The sequence below is a fragment of the Streptomyces cinerochromogenes genome, from assembly GCF_014648635.1.
GTDB lineage: Bacteria > Actinomycetota > Actinomycetes > Streptomycetales > Streptomycetaceae > Streptomyces > Streptomyces cinerochromogenes.
This window is the reverse complement of record NZ_BMRM01000011.1, coordinates 77,409-96,413: the sequence shown is the minus strand read 5'-3', so window position 1 is coordinate 96,413 and position 19,005 is coordinate 77,409. Positions and strand designations below refer to the sequence as shown.

Sequence of the window (19,005 nt, the reverse complement as noted above, 5' to 3'; positions counted from 1 at the left end):
TGTCTGCCTGCGTCTTCAGAGGGGGTGGGGGCCGGGTGGCCAGTTGCGCAGCAGGGAGTCGAGAGCGTCCAGGATCCGGCTCCACGACTCCTGCGAGTCGGGGGCGCTGTGGCTGAAGCCGCCCGCCGCCTCCAGGCTGACGTAGCCGTGGAAGACGCTGCCGAGCAGGCGGACCGCGTGGGTCTGGTCCGGCTCGGTCAGGTCGTAGCCGCGCAGGACGGCCCGGGTCAGCTGGGCGATCCGCACTCCCGCGCTGCCGGCCGCCGTCGCGGGGTCCAGCGGGTGCCGGGCCGCCGTGTAGCGACCGGGGTGCGCGCGGGCGTAGTCCCGGTAGACGTGCGCGAAGGCGGCGAGGGCGTCCTTCCCGGACCGGCCGGCCAGCGCCTCGGCGGCACGGTCGGCCAGCTCCTCCAGGGCGAGCAGCGCGATCCGCGTCTTCAGGTCCTGGGAGTTCCTCAGGTGCGAGTACAGGCTCGCCACCTTGACGTCGAACCGCCGGGCCAGCGCGGACACCGTCACCTGCTCGAAGCCGACCTCGTCGGCCAGTTCCGCGCCGGCGTGGACCAGACGTTCGGTGGTCAGACCCGCACGCGCCATCCTCGCTCCTCTCCCTCGTACCGAAAGCCATTATGGAGCTGCCTAAAACATTTAGGCAAACGGGATGCCCGACTAGGCGCCACGCTCACTCCCGCCCGCTGTCCTCCGCGTTCTCCGTGTTCTCCGTGTTCTCCGCGAGACGGTAGAGGGCGGCGCCGTGGGCGGGCAGCCGGACGGTGAGGTGGTGGCCGTCGTGCGGGACGTCGGTACGGGTCCACAGCTCGCGGATCCGGTCGTCGGGACGGGCGCCGACCGAGCCGAGCGGCACCTCGTGGCGGCGTGGCCCGTCGGCGAGGGAGAAGATGGCGGCGTAGCGGGTACGGCCGTCGGTGTCGCGGGCGGTCCACAGGACGAGCCCGTCCTCGCGGAGCACCTCGCGGTTGCCGGTGCTGTGCCACAGCACGGCCAGCGCCTCGTCGTTGGTGAGGAGTTCGATGGTCTCGGGCGGACTGGTGGGCAGGTCGCCGCCCATCATCAGCGGCGACCGGGAGATCAGCCACAGGGTGAGCAGGCTGATCTGCTCGGGCCGGGTGAGGGAGCACAGCCGGTCGGTGCCGCGTTCGGCGCGGACGCCGATGCGCCCGAGGGGCAGCATGTCGGCGTCCGCCCAGCCGCCCTCGCCCTGCCAGGGCGCCCACCGGGCCATCCGGGCGAACTGCGCCTCGACGTCCTCCCACCGGTCCCACAGGTCGTCGCAGACGCGCCACATGGTGGCGTGCTCGCGCAGGTGGTCCAGACGGGCCAGGGAGACGTCGGTGCCGGGGGACAGGCTCAGCTCGACCGGCCGGCCGCAGCGCTCGATCGCCCGCGCGTAGGCGGCGATCTCCCGCTCGTGGTAGGGGAAGAGCATGTCGTCGGCCTTGACGAAGTCCACCCCCCACTCCGCGAACCGGGCGACCTGGGAGTCGTAGTACGCCTGGGCGCCCGGACGGGTGTGGTCCAGGCCGTAGTTGTCGGTGTTCCACGGGCAGACCGAGGAGGTGTCGGCGATCTCGTCGGCGGTGAACTCCGTGCCGTACACCGGCAGCCGGGCGGCGACGGCCCGGCGCGGGATGCCCCGCATGATGTGCAGGCCGAAGCGGAGCCCGAGGTCGTGGACCCGGCGGGCCAGCGGGGCGAAGCCCGCGCCGCCGGCGGCGGACGGGAACCGGTTCGGCGCCGGGAGCTGGCGGCCGTACGCGTCCAGGACCAGGGGGGCGTCCGGGTTGTAGCCGTGGGCGCGGGCCGTCGGCTCGTACCACTGGATGTCCACCACCACGGTGTCCCAGCCGTGCGGCAGCAGGCGGGCGGCCATGAACTCCGCGTTGGCGAGCACCTCCTGCTCGGTGACGGCCGGGCCGTAGCAGTCCCAGCTGTTCCAGCCCATCGGCGGACGCAGGCGGCGGGCGGGGAGGGGGCGGTCCACGGATCGGTGTCCTCTCGGTCCGGCAGGGACATGGGGCCTGGACGGGCTCCGCGCCGAGCAGTTCGCACAGCGCCATGAACTCGTGCGTGCCGAAGCGGTTGCTCTCCTCGACGTTCCCCCAGGGGGTGTTGACCATTCGGGGGCGCTGCTCGCGCGGTCCGTCGCCGTCCCGCCGGTGGTACTCGTCGGCGAAACAGCCGCCCGGCCGGCGGAGGTTGGGGATGTCCAGGCCGCGCAGGGCGTCCACGACGTCCAGCCGGATGCCACACGGAGGGGGGTGGGGCGGAGGGCTGGACAGGGGTCCGACACCCACTTTTTTGTGGGTACTTGGCAGCTCCCGTCCACCCGGGAGAGGCTGTTCTCCGAGGTCAGGGGCTGCCGGAGAACGGACGGGAGGTGACGGCGGCAGCGGTCAGGACGCCGCTTCGCGCTCGCGGAGCAGCTCCAGACGGCGGTGGCCCCACGCGGCCAGCGGGTCCAGCGCCGCGGCCAGGTCGCGGCCGAACCCGGTCAGCGAGTACACGGTCTTCGGCGGCAGCACGTCGTGCACCTCCCGGTGCACCAGGCCGTCGTCCGTCATCTCGCGCAGCGCCTGGGTCAGCACCTTCTCGCTCAACCCGGGCAGATGGCGCCGCAGTTCACCGGGCCGGTGCGGCCCGGACTCCAGCAGCCACAGCAGCGACGTCTTCCACTTGCCGTCGATCACAGCGATCGCGGCGGTCACCCCGCAGACGTTCGGGTCCTGGGCGCGGCTGCGCGTCATCGTCGTCCTCTCTGTTCTCTCCACCGGCCCTCCGGCCGACTTCTCCACCACCTACGGGAGTTGCAACATGTCCACGTCTACGGATCTTCCTGCCGTCACCGTGCTCGGGCTCGGCCCGATGGGCCGCTCACTGGCGGGCGCCTTCCTCGCCGCCGGCGTGCCCACCACGGTCTGGAACCGCACGCCCGGCAGGGACCGGGAGCTGGCCGAGCGGGGCGCGGCGAGCGCCGCGACAGCCGAAGAGGCGGTAGCCGCAGGCGAGTTGGTCGTCGTCTGCGTGGTGAACTACGACGCCTCCGACGCGATCCTGCGCCGCGCCGACGTCACCCGCGCGCTGAAGGGCCGTACCGTCGTCAACCTCACCGCCGACACCCCGCGCCGCGCCCGGGACACCGCGGACTGGGCGGCTGCCCACGGCATCGGCTACCTGGACGGCGCGATCATGACTCCGGCTCCCAGCATCGGCACACCGGAGGCCGTCTTCCTGCACAGCGGCCCGCGCGAGCTCTTCGCACAGCACCGGCCGGTGCTGGAGGCGCTCGGCGGGACGCACACCCACCTGGGGGAGGACGCCGGGCGCGCCGCCGCCTTCGACATCGCGCTGCTGGACGTCTTCTGGACCGCGATGGCGGGTTACGCGCACGCCGTGGCGATCGCCCGCGCGGAGGGCGTCACCGCCCGTGAACTCGCTCCCTTCGCCCAGGGCATCGGCGCGATCCTGCCGCCGCTGTTCGAGCAGTTCGCCGAGGACGCCGACAGCGGCACCTACTCCGGGGAGATCAACCCGATCACCTCGGCCGCCTCCACCATGGCCCATGTCGTCGAGGTCGCCGAGTCGCACGGCATCGACGCGGGCGTGATGCGGGCCGCGGAGGGCATGGCCCGCCGGGTGATCGGCCTGGGGCACGGCACGGACGGGTTCATCCGGGTCGCCGAGGTGCTGGGGCGCCGCTGAGCCCCACGCCCCGGGGCGCCGGCCGGGGGGATGTGACCGCCCGCACCCTGGCGGACCTGCGACTTGTGCCAGGGAGGAGGCCATGGAACGCTTCGGTCCGCCGGCCCTGACCACGGCCGGCGCGGGCGGCGGGCGCGGTCACGTACGGGGTGCGGGGGCAGGGCGCCGGGCCGGCCGTGGGAACGAGCCGGGAGTGGACCGATGGAGCTGGAGCTGCGGCACCTGCGGGTGCTGTGCGCGATCGCCGACGCGGGCAGCGTGGGCCGCGCCGCCGCGCAGCTGGGCTACTCGCAGCCCGCCGTGAGCACCCAGCTCCGCCGCATCGAGCGCCATCTGGGCGAGCCGCTCTTCGAACGCGGGCCGAGCGGGGTCCGGCCGACCCGGTACGGCGCCGAGGTGGTGGAGCAGGCCCGGGACGTCCTGGTACGGGCCGCCGCGATCGGGCACCGTCCGGCATCCGCCCGCCCCCGCCGGCCCCTGCGCGTGGCCGCCACCAACTCGCCGGTGCTGTCCGGCACGGTCTCCCGCGTCCGTGCCCGGCTGCCCGAGCTGACCCTCTCGGTCACCAGCGTCTACGCCTCCTCGCGGATCGTGGAGCTGCTGGAGGAGGGCGCGGTGGACGCCGCCATCGCCGCGGACTACCCGGGCATGGAGCTACGGCACTCGACCGCCGTACGGCACCGCGGCATCGTCACCGAGCCCACCTTCGTCGCCCTCCCCGCCCGGCACCGGCTCCGGCAGAGCACCCAGGTGCAGCTCGCCGACCTCGCCGAGGACGCCTGGTTCGTGACCCCGGACGACGGCGCCGGCTGGCCCGGGGTCTTCTACGACGCCTGCGCCGCGGCCGGTTTCACGCCGGTCACCGTCCACGAGTGGCTCGGCGACCAGACCCAGCTGCAGAGCATGATCGCCGACGGTCTCGGGGTGTCCCTGGTGCAGCCGACGCTGCGGCCGATCCCGCACGTGGTGGTCAGGCCGCTGGCGGGCTCCCCGCTGTGGTGCCGCTACGTGCTGGCCTGGCGGCCGGACACCGTCGCCGACGACGTCGTGGAGACGGTGCTGCAGTCCGCCATGGACGCCTACCGCGACCTCGTCGCCCAGGCACCGCACCTGCGCACCTGGGCCTCGCGGACGTGGAGCGCCGCCGGGGCGTAGGAGCGGGTCACGGGAGCACCGCGATGTTATGAGCGGGCAGTGTCATGTGCTATGTCACACGCCATTGTTGGCCCGGGCGGGGCGCTGAGACAGTGCCTCACACGCCTCAACACCCCACAGAGGCGCATCCCTTCGTGGAGGAATCCCGATGCGCTATCGCTTCGCGCTGCCCGGACGCGTGCCGAGAGGCACGGCCGGCCGCATCGCCGGCGCCGCCGCCGTCTGCGCCACCCTGGCCGGCCTGCTGTCCACGCCGGCGCTGGCCGCACCCCGGCCGCACCCCGCCACGGCCACCGTGCCCCGCCCGCACCCGGCCGTGCCGTCGCCCGCCGCCGCGTCCGCCGCCGCCACCGAGCGCCCCGCGACCCAGGCCCGGCGGCTCAGCCCGGCCCAGCTCCCGCCCCGACCGCCGTCCTTCACCCGCCAGTCCGGACCGCGCGCGGCGAAGGCGGCCTCCTGCACCCCGGCCGACTTCGGCAGCCGGACCGGCTCCGCCCTCGTCTCCTACGTCAGGGCCGCGACCCCGGACTGCGTCAACACCCTCTTCTCGGTCACCGGCCCGGACGCGCGCGCCGTCTTCCGCGAGGCCCAGATGCTGACCGTCGCCGACGCGTTCACCCGCACCGCCGGGCAGTACCGCGGCGACAACTCGGGCAGCCTGCTGCAACTGGTGCTCTTCCTGCGCGCCGGCTACTACGTGCAGTTCAACCACCCCGGCGACGTGGGCTCGTACACCTCCCGCCTCACCACCGCCGTCACCAGCGGCATGGACACCTTCTTCGCCCGCTCCCGCTCCCGGGACGTCACGGAGGCCAACGGCCGGATACTGGGCGAGACCGTCATCCTCACCGACAGCGCCGACCAGCAGGGCCGTTACCTGTACGTCTACCGGCGGCTGCTGAACGACTACGACAGCTCGTACGACGCGGTCGACAGCATGATCAGGGCCGTCAACGACGTCTACACCCCCCTGTGGCGCGGCAACTGGAACCCGCGGTACGTGCAGGCGGTCGAGGCCGACCCGCGCATCGTCGACACGCTCTACGACTTCGCCCTGGCCAACACCGACCAGCTCGGCACCGACCTGGCCTTCCTGGACTCCAACGCCGGGATGAACCTCGCCCGTTACACCGAGCACGCCGGACTGCGGGACGACGTACGGCCGCTGACGAAGGACCTGCTGGACCGGACCGGGATCACCGGTCCGACGGCCGCGCTCTGGGTGGCGGCGGCCACGCAGGCCGCCGCCTACGACACGGCCGACTGCGCCTACTACGACGTCTGCGACCTCCCGGGGAAGCTCGACAGGGCCGTCCTGCCCGTCACCCGGCACTGCGACGCGAACATCACCGTCCGCGCCCAGGCGCTGACCGCCGCCGACCTCGACGCGGCCTGCGCCAGCGTGCTCCGCCAGGACGCCTACTTCCGGTCGGTCGTGAAGGCCGACGGCGCGATACCCGGCCAGTACGCCGCCACGCTCCGGCTGGTGGTGTTCACCAGCCGGGCCGACTACCAGACGTACGCCGGCGCGATGTACGGCATCAGCACCGACAACGGCGGCATGACGCTGGGCGGCGACCCGTCGGACCCCGCCAACCAGCCGATGTCGATCATGTACCAGAAGAACTACGACGACGGGTTCCCGGCCCGGATCTGGAACCTCAACCACGAGTACACGCACTTCCTGGACGCCCGCGACGACATGAAGGGCGACTTCGCCCGGCAGATCTCCGTGCCGGACGTGTGGTGGATCGAGGGCATCGCCGAGTACGTCTCCTACGGCTACCGCGGCCTCGCCGACGACCAGGCGGTCCAGGAGGCCGGCAAGCACACGTACCGCCTGAGCACCCTGTTCGAGAACACCTACGACAACAGCGACGTGACCCGCACCTACCCGTGGGGCTACCTCGCCGCGCGCTACATGGTCGAGCGTCACCCCGACGACGTGCAGCGCATGCTCGCCCGCTTCCGCGTCGGTGACTACGCCGGCGGATACGCCGTCTACCACGACGGCATCGGCACCCGCTACGACGCCGACTTCGACCAGTGGCTCACGGCGTGCGCCGCGGGCGCGTGCGGCAGGCCGGCCTCGGCCTGAGCGCACCCGCGCCCAGGGGAACGGCCGCCGACCGGAAACCCCGGTCGGCGGCCGCATGCGTACGGAGGGGCGAGGGATCAGACCGCCGTCGCCGGGAACGTCGGGTACTCCACGCCCGAGACGTGCTGGACGACCCGGACGACCTGGCAGGAGTAGCCGAACTCGTTGTCGTACCAGAGGTAGAGGATCGCGTTGTCCCCGTCGACCTTCAGTGCACCGGCGTCCACGATCGAGGCGTGGCGCGAGCCGATGAAGTCACTGGAGACCGCGTCGGGCGCCGTGATGAAGTCGATCTGGCGCTTCAGCGGGGAGGTCAGCGAGACCTCGCGCAGGTAGTCGTGGACCTCCTCGCGGGTGGCCTCGCGGGCCAGCTGGAGGTTGAGGATCGCGATCGAGACGTCCGGCACCGGCACCCGGATCGAGCTGCCGCTGATCTTCGCCTTGAGGTCGGGCAGCGCCTTGGCGACGGCGGAGGCGGCACCGGTCTCGGTGATGACCATGTTGAGCGGCGCGGAACGGCCCCGGCGCTCGGACTTGTGGTAGTTGTCCAGCAGGTTCTGGTCGTTGGTGAACGAGTGGACGGTCTCCACGTGGCCGCGCAGCACGCCGTACTCGTCGTCCATGGCCTTCAGCGGCGGGACGATGGCGTTGGTGGTGCAGGAGGCGCAGGACAGGATCTGCTCGTCCGGCTTGACGGTGTCGTGGTTGACGCCGTGCACGATGTTCGGGACGTCGCCCTTGCCCGGCGCGGTGAGGACGACCTTCTCGATACCGGGGCGCAGGTGCTTGGACAGGCCCTCGCGGTCGCGCCACTTGCCGGTGTTGTCGATGAGGATGGCGTCCCGGATGCCGTACTCGGTGTAGTCCACGTGCGCCGGGTCGTCGGCGTAGATCACCTTGATCGCGTTGCCGTTGGCGACGATCGTGCTGGTGTCCTCGTCGACGGTGATCGTGCCCTGGAACTGGCCGTGGATGGAGTCGCGGCGCAGCAGCGAGGCGCGCTTGACGATGTCCTGGGCGCCGCCGCCGCGCACCACGATGGCGCGCAGCCGGAGACCGTTGCCGGAGCCGGCCTTCTCGATCAGCAGACGGGCGACGAGCCGGCCGATGCGGCCGAAGCCGTAGAGCACGACGTCGCGCGGCTCGCGGCGCTCGATCTTGTTGGCGCCGGTGGCGCCGGCGACCGCCTCGGCGGTGAACTCGGCCACGCTCAGGCCCCGCTCGTCGGCCTTGTACATGGTGGCCAGCATGCCGAGGTCGATCTGGGACGGCCCGAGGTCCAGCGCCGTCAGGGCCTCCAGGAAGGGCATGGTCTCGGTGACCGACAGCTCGGCACCGGCGATCTGCCGGGCGAAGCGGTGGGTCTTGAGGATGCTGACCACCGACTTGTTCACCAGGGAGCGGCTGTGCAGCAGGACGGTCACGTCCCGCTCGCGGTGCAGCTTCCCGATGAGCGGGATCATCGACTCCGCGATCTCCTCGCGGATCTTCCAGTTGGTGAACGAGTCGTCGTTGACAGTCACAGATCCATCTTTCGAGCTAGGCAGCGCTCATATGATAACCACACTCGTTCGAGGGCCTGTCGACGGCCCCGACCGGTTCCTGAATCAGGGTGGAACCGGGTGAGAAACCCGGGTCGCGCGTTGCACCCGCGCACGGGCCCGCCCAAGGTCGGGACCGTGAGTACCTCCTCCGTGCCCCGGCCCGAGCCGACGGCCCCCGCAGGACCCCTCAGCCGTCTCCGGCTGCCCCGGCCGGGCGGGGCCGGCTCGCCGCAGGGCTTCCTGCCGGCCCTCGCCCTGTTCGCGGCCCTCCGGCTCGCCGGGATCCTCGCGGTGGTCCTCGCCAACGCACTCCGGGGGCGCCCGCTGGTCGGCAACCTGGCCCACTCCTGGGACTCCCGCTGGTACCTGCACATCGCCACGCACGGCTACGGCCACCTGATCTGGATCACCCCGCAGGGCGCCGTCCAGACCGACTGGGCGTTCTTCCCCCTCTACCCCGCGCTCATCCGGGCGCTGACCCTCCCCCTGCCGCTCACCCCCGGCCAGGCCGCCCTGCTGATCGCCTGGACGGCCGCCTGCGTGGCCGCGTACGGCGTCTACCTCGTCGGCCACCGCCTCTACGGGCGGGGCGTCGCCACCGCGCTGGTCGCCCTGTGGGCCGCCGTGCCGCACGCGGTCGAACTCACCATCGCCTACACCGAGTCGCTGTTCGCGGCACTCGCCGCCTGGGCCCTGTACTGCGTGCTGAGGGGGCGCTGGGTGTGGGCCGGAACCCTGGCCGCGCTCGCGGGCCTGTCCCGGCCCAGCGGCTTCGCGGTGGCGGTGGCCGTCTCCCTCGCCGCCGGACACGAGGCGCTGCGGCGGCGCGGCCGGGTCCCGGCACGGCTGTGGGCCGGCGCGCTGGTGGCCCCGCTCGGCTGGCTGGGCTATGTGCTGTGGGTGGGCAGCCGCACCGGGGACGTCCTCGGCGGGTACTTCACGGTGCAGAGCGCCTGGGACTCCCGCTTCGACTTCGGCGCCGGCTCGGTCCGCTTCCTCAAAGCCCTGCTCCTGCACGGCGGAGGCGTCGTCTACCCGGCCGCCCTCCTCATCGTGACGGCGGGCCTGCTGCTGTTCGCGCTGCTGTGCCTGGAGCGCGCCCCGCTGGCCCTGGTGGTCTTCTCCGGCGTGCTGGTGCTGCTCGTCATCGGGGGCTCCGGCTCCTTCTCCTCCAAGCCGCGGTTCCTGCTGCCGGCCTTCCCGCTGCTCATCCCGATGGCACGGGCCCTGGCCCGGACCTGGTGGCTGCGCCGGTCCCCGGCGGTCGTCGTGTACGGCGCCCTCGCCCTGCTCTCCCTGCTGTCCGGCGCCTACGTGATGGCGGTGGCCCACTCCCCGCTGTGAACCACCGCCGGCTCACCCCCGTACCACCCCGGCTACGCGGCCCGCTCCCGCCGGTGTGCCGGAAGACGGGCGACCAGTCCCGCGACGGCCGTGAGCAGCACGCTGACCGCGACGGGAGAACGGTGGCCGAAGCCGCCGTCGAGCGCGGCCCCGCCGAGGACCGGACCGAGCGCGGCGCCCACGTTCAGCGCCGAGGTCGCGAACGCGCCCCCCAGGGACGGCGCGTCCACCGCCTCGTACAGCACCCGCGTCACCAGCGTCGAACCGACACCGAAGGCCAGCAGACCCAGCACCGGCACCAGGGCGAGGGCCACCGCCGGCCGGCCGGCGGTCACGGCGAGGGCGGCCCAGCCGGCGAGGAGCGCGGAGCCGGCGGCCGGCAGCACCCGCCGCGGCCCGCGGTCCGCCAGCCGGCCGGCCGCCGTCACTCCGGCGAACGCACCGGCGCCGAACAGCGCCAGCACCGCCGGCACCCACCCGGCCGCGAGCCCGCACACCTCCGTGACCAGCGGCGCCAGATAGGTGAAGGTGCAGAAGGTGGCGCCGTTGACGAGCGCGGCGAGGCAGAGCACCGACAGCAGGCGGGGGCGGCGCAGGGCCCGCAGCTCCGTGCGGACCCCGGGGGCCGGGTCCCCGCCGTCCGCCGGGCCGCGCGGCACCGACCGGGCGATCGCGACGAGCGCCGGGGCGGACACCAGAGCCACCGCCCAGAACGCCGAGCGCCAGCCCAGCAGGTGCCCCAGGGCGGCACCGGCGGGCACCCCCACCACACAGGCGAGCGTGGTGCCACCGAGCAGGACGGCGGTGGCCCGGCCCTTGGCATCCGGTGCGACCATGGCGGTCGCCGTCACCAGGCCGACGGCCAGGAAACCGGCGTTGGCCAGGGCCGCGACCACCCGCGTGAGCAACAGGACGGTGAAGTCGGCGGTGAGCGCACCGACGACATGGACGGCCAGGAACACGGCGAGGAACACCAGCATCGACTGCCGCCTCGGCCGGCGGCGGCCGAGCAGCGCCGTCAGGGGCGCCCCCACGATCATGCCCACGGCGAAGGCGGACGTGAGCGTCCCCGCCGCCGGGACGGAGACCGTGAGGTCGCGGGCGATGTCCGGCACCAGGCCGGCCAGCATGAACTCGGAGGTGCCCTGGGCGAAGACGGCCAGCCCGAGCAGATACAGAGGGAAAGGCATGAGACTCCACACACCGTGACGCGGACGGGAAGCGAGCACACGCAGCGCGTGCGGTCCCGGCAGCCCGGTGGTGGCGTGAGTACGACAGGAACAGCCACCGGACGGCCGGCGGCTAGCCTCTGGAAGCCTCGGGGCTGGACATGCCCGGCACGCTAACGTGCGGACACGGGCGCGTGCCACTCGGTTTTTCCGCGCCCGGCGCGCGACGATGGACACCGGCCGGCCGCCGCGCGCGGACCCGGCACCGGCCGCGGTGAGCCGACCAGCCGACCAGAACGGGGGAGATGCCGCCGATGAGGCTGCACACGCACGAGTGGGGGAGCGGCGACCGGATCGCCGTCCTCGTCCATGGCCTCATGTCCGACCACCGCACCTGGCACCGGCTCGCGCCCGTCCTCGCGGACAAGGGATACCGGGTCGTCGGCGTGGACCTGCGCGGACACGGAGCGAGCGGGCGGGGCGAGTACAGCCCCGAGGCCTGGGCGGGCGACCTCGTCGAAACCCTGCCCGCCGGGCCGGAGTTGGCGATCGGGCACTCGCTCGGGGCCCTGGCGCTCTCCGGGGCCGTCGAACGGCTGGCGCCCGCGCGGGCCGTCTACTGCGACCCGGCCTGGGAGTTGCGCCACCGGGCGGTCCAGGCGTCGGCGTACTTCACCGTGTTCAAGAACGCGAACCGCACCATGATCAGCGGCCTGAACCCACGCTGGGACGACACGGACGTGGACATCGAGCTGGCCACGCTCGCCGACTGGGACCCCGCGACGGCACGCATCCTGCCGGCCGTCTACTCGGGCAGCCGGACACCGGCGCGCCCGGCGGTGCCCTCGCTGGTGCTGCTGGCCGGGGGGAGCGACCTCGTACGGCCCGGTCTGGGCGGGGAGCTGGTGCGGCGGGGCTTCGAGGTGCGGACCGTCGAAGGGGCCGGGCACACCCTGTTCCGCGACGACTTCGACGGCTTCATGGGCGCGCTCGACGGCTGGATCTGAGGGGAACCGCGGGGGCTCACGCCCCCGCGTCGTCCCGCGGTGCGTTTCAGCGCGGGTTGAAGATCACGCTGGCGAACCGGGTGCGGGCGGGCGCGGACCGGCCGGGCCCGAGCCGCAGTGCGGTGCCCTTGCACCTCTTCTTCGTGTAGATGACGAGAGGCTTCTTCGTCCCGTTGCGGGCGGCGCGCGCCTCCTGGCCCATGTCGAAGCACTTGTTGTCCGGCGGGCTGTCGATGGCGTACGCCTTGCCCTGGGGCCCGACCCACACGAACGTGCCGTCGGCGGCGAGCGCGGAACCCGTGGTGGTCAGAGCGAGGGCGAGACCGCCGAGTACGGCGGCGAGCGGACGGCACAGGCGCATGGGCGTGTCCTTCGTGACGGGGGTCGGGAGGGTAATCTCCCACTCCCGCCCCGCCCGGCCCCGGTGCCGACACGGGCACATCCACCGTCCGGGGGACGACAGCGGGGGCGTGGGGTGCCGCCGGCCGGCCGCCCGCTGTGCGAAGCACGCGAATCGGGGTAGTCGAGGGGACGCCCGAGGAAAGGACCGTCTCATGACGACCTATGTGATCAGCGTCCCCGGCACCTTCACCACCGGGATCGAGGCCGACACCCGCACCCGGCTGGCCCGGGCCTTGCGGCCCGCCGATCCGCACGGCACCCGGATGGGCAACGCCGAGGACCTGGACGTGCTCAGTGTCAACGAGGACAACACCTTCACCCTGCGCCTGACCGTCGAGGCCGACACCGGCCGGCACGCCGAGGAGGAGGCACACCGGCTCGCGGGCTCCGCGCTCCAGGACGCGGGACTGGACGAGCGCACGGCACCGCTCGGGCCCGCCGTGATCACCGGCATCGACTCCGAGGTCCGTTGACCGGGACAGGAGCCCGCTCCCGGTCCCGGCCCCGATCACCCCCCAGGGCGCGATCGTCCCTTTTCGGTAAAATCTAGGCGTTTGCCATAGATGCAGGCGACCGGCCCGCCCCGGGCCACCGCCCCGCCGGAAGTGATCGATGCCCCGCAAGCGCTCCCCGGACGAAGGCGACGAGCTGCTGGCCAGACTCGGTTCGCTCACGGCCCAGGCGCGTCAGCGCGCGGAGGTGCAGCGCACCCAGGTCGAGCTGGCCCTCGCGCTGCAGCGCGGCATGCTCCCCCGGGACCTGCCGGCCGCGCCCGGCCTGCATCTGGCGGTGCGGTACACCCCCGCCAACCTCGGTCTCCACGTGGGCGGCGACTGGTACGACGCCTTCACCCTGCCGGACGGCCGCATCGGGCTGTCCATCGGGGACGTGCAGGGCCACAACATCGAGGCCGCGGCGTTCATGGGCCAGGTCAGGGCGGGACTCCGGGCGCTCGCCTCGGTCACCGGCGAGCCCGGCGAACTCCTGGCCCGCACCAACGACCTGCTGCTCTCCCTCGGCAGCGAGCTGTTCGCGACCTGCACCTTCATGCGGCTCGACCCGGCCACCGGGGTGCTGGAGAGCGCCCGGGCCGGTCACATCCCGTTCGTCTGGGCCACGGCCGACGGGAAGTCCGGCGTCGTCGACGACGAGGGAGGGCCGCCGCTCGGGATCGAGCGGGGCGTCGACTTCCCGGTGAGCCGGCACCGGCTCACCACCGGCGGGGTGTTCGTCCTGCTCACCGACGGTGTCGTGGAGGGGCCGTCGCTGAACATCGAGGACGGTCTCGACCAGGTGGTGCGGCTCGCCGGCATCGCCGCCGTCGCCGGGCTGGACACCCGCGCGCTGGCCGCGGCCGTGATCAAGGGAGCCGGGAGCGTGGGGCACGAGGACGACGCCGCCGTCCTGGTCGTGGGCCTGGACGGCCGAAGCGGCGGACTCTGAGCCGGGCGCCGTGGGCAGCACCGGATGCGGCCGTCGCGGTCCGTCGCTGTGGTCCGTCACCGTGATCAGCCGCCGTAGGAGCCGTCGCGGTCGGCCGTCGCGTTCAGCTGCCGTACGAGCCGTCGCCGTGAGCCGTCGTATGAGCCATCGCGTTCAGCCGTCGTAGTCCGTCGCCGTCGTAGTCAGCCAGAGGGCCGGACCGGAGCCTGCCTCGCCTCGCCGTGCGGCGGCCGTCGGTGTGAGATGGCTGCTGTGGTGGCTATCGAGGAGCTGCGCCGGCCGGTCGGCTACGCCGTCCAGACGCTGGCCGTCGCCGCCTGCTACTACGCGGCGGCTCGGCTCGGGCTGCTGCGCGAGCTGACCGTCGAGGGCGCCACCGTCACCCCCATCTGGCCGCCGACCGGCGTCGCCGTCGCCGCGCTGCTGATCCTCGGCCTGGGCTGCTGGCCCGGCATCACACTGGGCGCCCTCTTCTCCGTCCTGTCCCTCACCACCCCCGGCGCCGACGTCCTCGTCATCCTCCTCGGCAACACCGCCGCGCCCGTCTGCGCGGCCCTGCTGCTGCGCCGGGCCGGATTCCGCACCGGCCTGAACCGGCTGCGCGACGGCCTCGCGCTGGTGTTCCTGGCCGCGCTGGGCGCCATGCTGATCAGCGCCACCCTCGGCGCCGGCCTGCTCGTCCTCAACGACAGCCTGCCCGCCCGCAGCTTCTGGCCCGTCTGGCTCGCCTGGTGGGTCGGCGACGTGATGGGCGTCCTGATCGTCACCCCGCTGCTGCTGTTGCTCCACGGCGCCCGCAGACCGCTGCCGCTGGGCCGCTGGCAGGAGGCGACCGCGCTGGCCGCCGTCGCCTGCGCGGTCGTCCCGTTCGCCGTCCACAGCTCGCTCAGCATGCTCTTCCTGGTCTACCCGCTCATCATCTGGGCGGCCCTGCGCTTCCAGCTGGCGGGCAGTGTGCTCTGCGCGCTGCTGACCTCGGTCGTGGCCACCGTCGCCGCCACGGAGGGCGTCGGCGCGTTCGCCGACCTGAGCCGGATCGAGGTCATGCTGAAGCTCCAGGCGTTCAACGGAGCCATGGCCCTGACCGCACTGCTGCTCTCCGCCGTGATCACCGAGCAGCGCAACACCCGGCGCTCGGTGGAGCGGGCCTGCCAGGAACTGGTCGAGGTGCTGGAACACCTCACCGCGGGCGAGGCCCCGCCACCCCGGCCGCCGTCGGACGACGCGGGCGACGCCGACGACGCGGACGGACGGTCCCGGCGGACCGGGGCCCCGTGAGCCGTGCTCCGCGCGCGGTCAGCGCTCCGACCGGTTCACCGGCCCCTCGTCGTCACTGCCCGGCTCCGCGGCCGGCGTCCCCGCCGCCGTGCCGCGGCGCTCGCGGTTCGGCGGGTGCGCGGCGCCGACGGCGCCGGGCTGTCCGCCGCCCGTCGTGCCGTACCCGCCGGGGATCCCCGGCGGTGTGTCCGCGGCGGCCGCCGCCTCGCTGATGTGGCGCCGGGCCCGGACGCCCGCCCGGCGCTCCGGGTAGGGGTAGTCGAACGGCTCGGCGGAGGCGCGCTCGCGCTCCGCCTCGAGCTGCCGGCGCGCCGCCCGCCCGGCCTCCGTCGTGTTCTCGTCCTGTGGCTTGCGCTCGTGGTCCTTCATGAGCCGCCGAGTACCCGGCCGCCGGCCGCCGTACCGGAGGCAGTGCCTCCCTCGTATCGGGGCGGCCGGGCGGCGCAGTGGAGCGGTGCCGTCGGTACCGGAGCGGTGCTGCCGCCGTACCGGAGCGGCGGCCCGGTACCGGAGCGGTGCCCTGGGTACCCGGGCGGTGCCCGTCGTACCGGTCGTCCGGCGTGTCGGGCCGTCCGACGGGGGCACTGGGAGACGATGGGCCGTGCCCGAACGGGCGCAGGGCCGGACCGGGAGGGACAGGGGCGGCATGGAGCAGCGGCCGGTACAGGAGAGGACGGGCGAGGCCACCACGCGGCGCACGCCCCGGCCCGCCGACCCGATCGCCGACCCGATCGCCGATCCGATCGCCGACCCGCCCGGCGGCCGGGATCCGGAGGGCGTCCGCCGCCGCATCCCGCGCACCGACGCCGTCCTGCGCGACCCCCGGCTGGCCGCGGCCGCGGACCGGCTCGGCGCGCACCGGGTGAAGGCCGCCGTACGGCAGGCGCAGGAGCGGGCCCGCGCGGGCGGCATCCCGCCGGAACAGGTCCCGCAGCACGCCCTGGACCTGCTGCCCGGCACCGCGAGCGGACTGCGCCCGGTGATCAACGCCACCGGGGTACTGCTGCACACCAACCTGGGGCGGGCCCCGCTGTCGGCCGCCGCCCGGGAGGCGGTCCGGGAGGCGGCCGGTCCCACGGACGTAGAACTCGACCTGACGACCGGCGTACGGGCCCGCCGGGGACGTTCCGCGCTCGCCGCGCTGCACGCCGCGGTGCCGGCCGCCGGCGCCGCGCACGTCGTCAACAACGGTGCCGCCGCCCTGGTCCTGGCCGCCACCGCCCTCGCCGCCGGGAGGGAGATCGTCGTCAGCCGGGGCGAGATGGTGGAGATCGGCGACGGCTTCCGCCTGCCCGACCTGCTCGTCTCGACCGGCGCCCGGCTCCGCGAGGTCGGTACGACCAACCGCACCACCCCCGCCGACTACGCGGCCGCGATCGGGCCGGACACGGGGTTCGTGCTGAAGGTCCACCCGTCCAACTTCCGGATCACCGGCTTCACCCGGTCCGCGGAGGTCGCCGACCTCACCGGCCTCGGCGTCCCGGTCGTCAGCGACATCGGCTCCGGGCTGCTCGCCCCGCATCCGGCGCTGCCCGCCGAACCCGACGCCGACACCCAGCTGCGCGCCGGCGCGGCGCTCGTCACCGCCAGCGGCGACAAACTGCTCGGCGGACCCCAGTGCGGGCTGCTGCTCGGCCGGCAGGACCTGGTCCGCGCCCTCGCCCGGCACCCGCTGGCCCGCGCCCTGCGCGTCGACAAGCTGACCCTGGCCGCCCTGGAGACCACCCTCACCGGGCCGCCCACCCCGACCGCCCTCGCCCTCACCGCCGGCCCGGCCGGGCTCCGGGCCCGCGCCGACCGGCTCGCCGCCGCGCTGGCCGCCGACGGGATCGACGCGTCCGCCGTGGAGAGCGCCGCCACGGTCGGCGGCGGAGGCGCGCCCGGCGTCACCCTGCCCAGCGCGGCGCTGTCCCTGCCCGAGCCGTACGCCGCCGCGCTGCGCACCGGACCGGTCCCGGTGGTCGGGCGCCTGGAGGCGGGGCGCTGCCTGCTGGACCTCAGGGCGGTACCGGCCGAGGACGACGAACGGCTCGCCACGGCCGTGCGGTCGGCCCGGACCACCGCGGAAGGGCGGCCGTGATGCGGGTCCTCGCCACCGCCGGACATGTCGACCACGGCAAGTCGGCGCTGGTCCGCGCCCTCACCGGCATGGAGCCCGACCGCTACGAGGAGGAGCGCCGCCGGGGTCTCACCCTGGACCTGGGTTTCGTGTGGACCCGCCTCGGCGGCGACCACCTGGCCTTCGTGGACGTACCCGGGCACGAGCGGTTCGTGCCGACCATGCTGGCCGGGGTCGGACCCGTGCCCGCCGTGCTGTTCGTGGTCGCCGCCGACCAGGGCTGGCAGCCGCAGTCCGAGGAGCACCTGGCCGTCCTGGACGCGCTCGGCGTCCGGCACGCGGTCCTCGCGGTGACCCGCAGCGACCTCGCCGACCCGGAGCGGGTGTGCGCGGACGCCGTGGAGCGGCTGGCCGCGACCTCTCTGGGCAAGGTGCCCCATGTCGCCGTCAGCGCGGTCACCGGTGCGGGACTGGACGCGCTGCGCACCGAACTGGCACGGCTGGCGGACGCCCTGCCCCCGCCCGACACCGAGGCCGACGTGCGCCTCTGGCTCGACCGGGCGTTCACCGTCCGTGGCCACGGCACCGTGGTGACCGGCACTCTCGGCGCGGGGACCCTGCGCGTCGGCGACCGGCTGGTCACGGCGGACGGGGCGGCCGTGCTGCGGGTGCGCGGCCTGCAGAGCCTGCAGGAGGAGCGGACGGCCGTCGGCGCGGTGGCCCGCGTCGCCGTCAACGTGCACGGCCAGGGGGACACCGGCCTGGGCCGCGGACAGGTGCTGCTCACCCCGGACCGCTGGCTGTGCACCGAGGTCGCCGACGTACGGGTCACCGGTGAGCCGGCGGCCGACCTGCCCCGGTGCGTCACCCTGCACATCGGCACGGCCGCCGTGCCCGTCACCGTCCGCCCGCTCGGCCCGGACACCGCCCGGCTCACCCTGGGCCGGTCGCTGCCCCTGCGGGTCGGCGACCGCGCGGTGCTCCGGGAACCCGGCGGCACCCGCACCCCCCGCGGGGTCACCGTGCTGGACGTACGGCCGCCCCGGCTGGCCCGGCGCGGCGCCGGCCGGGCCCGCGCGGCCGAGCTGGACACCATGACCGGCCGTCCGGACGGTGCCGCCGAACTGCGCCGCCGCAAGCTGGTCCGGCGCGCCGACCTGCGGGCGATGGGCGTCCCGGCGGCAGGCGAGCCCGTCGCCGGGGACTGGCTCGCCGACCCGGAGCACTGGAGCCTCCTCAGGGAGCGGCTGGCCGGCCAGGTCCTCGCCCACGCCCGGGCCCACCCGCTGGACCCCGGCCTGCCCACCGAGGCGGCCCGTCGGCTGCTCGGCCTGCCCGACCGCGCCCTGGTCGACGCGCTGGCCGCGGCCCAGCCCCGGATCCACGCCCGCCAGGGCCGGCTGTACCCCGCCGACAGTCCCCGGCCCGTCCTGCCGGCCCCCGTCCGCGCGGCCGTGGACGCCCTGCGCGGGGACCTCGCCCGCACGCCGTTCCGGGCCCCCGAGGCCGGACGCCTCGCCGAACTGGGCCTGGACCGCAAGGCGTTGGCGGCCGCGGCGGCCGCCGGGGCCCTGCTGCGGATCGCCGACGGGATCGTGCTGCTGCCCGGCGCGGACGCCGACGCCGCCGCCGTCCTGCGCGCCCTGCCCCAGCCGTTCACCCTCAGCGAGGCCCGGCGCGCACTCGACACCACCCGGCGGGTGGCCGTACCGCTGCTGGAGTTCCTGGACGCCCGGGGGCACACGGAACGCGTCGACGAGCAGCACCGGCGCTGCCGTCCGGACGC

At 74.4% G+C, this 19,005-nt stretch carries 16 protein-coding genes and 2 pseudogenes; 10 read left to right on the top strand and 8 right to left on the bottom strand.

Annotated elements, in window-relative coordinates:
• Positions 1 to 15: 15 nt before the first annotated feature.
• The 4 genes and pseudogenes from IEZ20_RS21955 to IEZ20_RS21945 all read right to left on the bottom strand — a co-directional run bounded on the left by IEZ20_RS21955 (position 16) and on the right by IEZ20_RS21945 (position 2,765).
• On the bottom strand, positions 16 to 597 hold the full coding sequence (locus tag IEZ20_RS21955; protein WP_189301352.1) for a TetR/AcrR family transcriptional regulator: 582 nt from the start codon (positions 595 to 597) through the stop codon (positions 16 to 18).
• Between the two features lie 85 nt (positions 598 to 682).
• Complete coding sequence (locus IEZ20_RS21950) at positions 683 to 2,002, bottom strand: glycoside hydrolase family 27 protein (protein WP_229896188.1); 1,320 nt, start codon at positions 2,000 to 2,002, stop codon at positions 683 to 685.
• Between the two features lie 49 nt (positions 2,003 to 2,051).
• Positions 2,052 to 2,249, bottom strand: a pseudogene (locus tag IEZ20_RS40950) (alpha-L-arabinofuranosidase family protein); the annotation flags it as partial.
• Positions 2,250 to 2,414: 165 nt separating this feature from the next.
• Positions 2,415 to 2,765 (bottom strand): winged helix-turn-helix transcriptional regulator, encoded by a 351-nt coding sequence (locus IEZ20_RS21945; protein WP_189301350.1) that lies wholly within the window; start codon positions 2,763 to 2,765, stop codon positions 2,415 to 2,417.
• Between the two features lie 67 nt (positions 2,766 to 2,832).
• Between IEZ20_RS21945 and IEZ20_RS21940 the strand changes: the two genes are divergently transcribed.
• The 3 genes from IEZ20_RS21940 to IEZ20_RS21930 all read left to right on the top strand — a co-directional run bounded on the left by IEZ20_RS21940 (position 2,833) and on the right by IEZ20_RS21930 (position 6,973).
• Entirely contained in the window at positions 2,833 to 3,720 is an 888-nt protein-coding gene (locus tag IEZ20_RS21940) for an NAD(P)-dependent oxidoreductase (RefSeq protein WP_189301348.1), read from the top strand.
• Positions 3,721 to 3,921: 201 nt separating this feature from the next.
• Positions 3,922 to 4,875 (top strand): LysR family transcriptional regulator, encoded by a 954-nt coding sequence (locus IEZ20_RS21935; protein ID WP_189301346.1) that lies wholly within the window; start codon positions 3,922 to 3,924, stop codon positions 4,873 to 4,875.
• A gap of 148 nt (positions 4,876 to 5,023) precedes the next feature.
• A complete protein-coding gene (locus tag IEZ20_RS21930; RefSeq protein ID WP_189301345.1) occupies positions 5,024 to 6,973 on the top strand; it encodes a collagenase in 1,950 nt (649 codons plus the stop codon).
• Between the two features lie 77 nt (positions 6,974 to 7,050).
• Here IEZ20_RS21930 and IEZ20_RS21925 read toward each other — a convergent pair whose 3' ends face one another.
• Positions 7,051 to 8,496 (bottom strand): glyceraldehyde-3-phosphate dehydrogenase, encoded by a 1,446-nt coding sequence (locus tag IEZ20_RS21925; protein WP_189301342.1) that lies wholly within the window; start codon positions 8,494 to 8,496, stop codon positions 7,051 to 7,053.
• 156 nt (positions 8,497 to 8,652) lie between these two features.
• Here IEZ20_RS21925 and IEZ20_RS21920 point away from each other — a divergent pair, with 156 nt between their 5' ends.
• Positions 8,653 to 9,861, top strand: a complete 1,209-nt coding sequence (locus tag IEZ20_RS21920; protein WP_189301340.1) for a putative hexosyltransferase — start codon at positions 8,653 to 8,655, stop codon at positions 9,859 to 9,861.
• Between the two features lie 32 nt (positions 9,862 to 9,893).
• On the opposite strand, the gene IEZ20_RS21915 is transcribed toward IEZ20_RS21920, so the two are convergent.
• Positions 9,894 to 11,051 (bottom strand): Cmx/CmrA family chloramphenicol efflux MFS transporter, encoded by a 1,158-nt coding sequence (locus tag IEZ20_RS21915; protein WP_189301338.1) that lies wholly within the window; start codon positions 11,049 to 11,051, stop codon positions 9,894 to 9,896.
• Positions 11,052 to 11,344: 293 nt separating this feature from the next.
• On the opposite strand from IEZ20_RS21915, the gene IEZ20_RS21910 reads away from it, so the two are divergent.
• Entirely contained in the window at positions 11,345 to 12,037 is a 693-nt protein-coding gene (locus IEZ20_RS21910; RefSeq protein WP_189301336.1) for an alpha/beta fold hydrolase, read from the top strand.
• 46 nt (positions 12,038 to 12,083) lie between these two features.
• Here IEZ20_RS21910 and IEZ20_RS21905 read toward each other — a convergent pair whose 3' ends face one another.
• Entirely contained in the window at positions 12,084 to 12,398 is a 315-nt protein-coding gene (locus tag IEZ20_RS21905; RefSeq protein WP_189301334.1) for a hypothetical protein, read from the bottom strand.
• A 193-nt stretch (positions 12,399 to 12,591) separates the two neighbouring features.
• On the opposite strand from IEZ20_RS21905, the gene IEZ20_RS21900 reads away from it, so the two are divergent.
• From IEZ20_RS21900 to IEZ20_RS21890, 3 genes are all read left to right on the top strand, one after another.
• Complete coding sequence (locus IEZ20_RS21900; RefSeq protein ID WP_189301332.1) at positions 12,592 to 12,912, top strand: hypothetical protein; 321 nt, start codon at positions 12,592 to 12,594, stop codon at positions 12,910 to 12,912.
• Between the two features lie 139 nt (positions 12,913 to 13,051).
• Positions 13,052 to 13,882, top strand: a complete 831-nt coding sequence (locus IEZ20_RS21895) for a PP2C family protein-serine/threonine phosphatase (protein WP_189301329.1) — start codon at positions 13,052 to 13,054, stop codon at positions 13,880 to 13,882.
• A 252-nt stretch (positions 13,883 to 14,134) separates the two neighbouring features.
• The gene (locus IEZ20_RS21890; protein WP_229896187.1) at positions 14,135 to 15,160 is read left to right on the top strand and encodes an MASE1 domain-containing protein; all 1,026 of its coding nucleotides are present in this window, start codon (positions 14,135 to 14,137) and stop codon (positions 15,158 to 15,160) included.
• Positions 15,161 to 15,178: 18 nt separating this feature from the next.
• On the opposite strand, the gene IEZ20_RS21885 is transcribed toward IEZ20_RS21890, so the two are convergent.
• Positions 15,179 to 15,529 (bottom strand): hypothetical protein, encoded by a 351-nt coding sequence (locus tag IEZ20_RS21885; protein WP_189301325.1) that lies wholly within the window; start codon positions 15,527 to 15,529, stop codon positions 15,179 to 15,181.
• Between the two features lie 277 nt (positions 15,530 to 15,806).
• Between IEZ20_RS21885 and selA the strand changes: the two genes are divergently transcribed.
• Entirely contained in the window at positions 15,807 to 17,240 is a 1,434-nt protein-coding gene (gene selA / locus IEZ20_RS21880; RefSeq protein ID WP_229896186.1) for an L-seryl-tRNA(Sec) selenium transferase, read from the top strand.
• Positions 17,240 to 19,003 (top strand): annotated as a pseudogene (locus IEZ20_RS21875) (SelB domain-containing protein); the annotation flags it as partial. The gene selA and the pseudogene IEZ20_RS21875, both read left to right, overlap by 1 nt.
• Between the last annotated feature and the right edge of the window lie 2 nt (positions 19,004 to 19,005).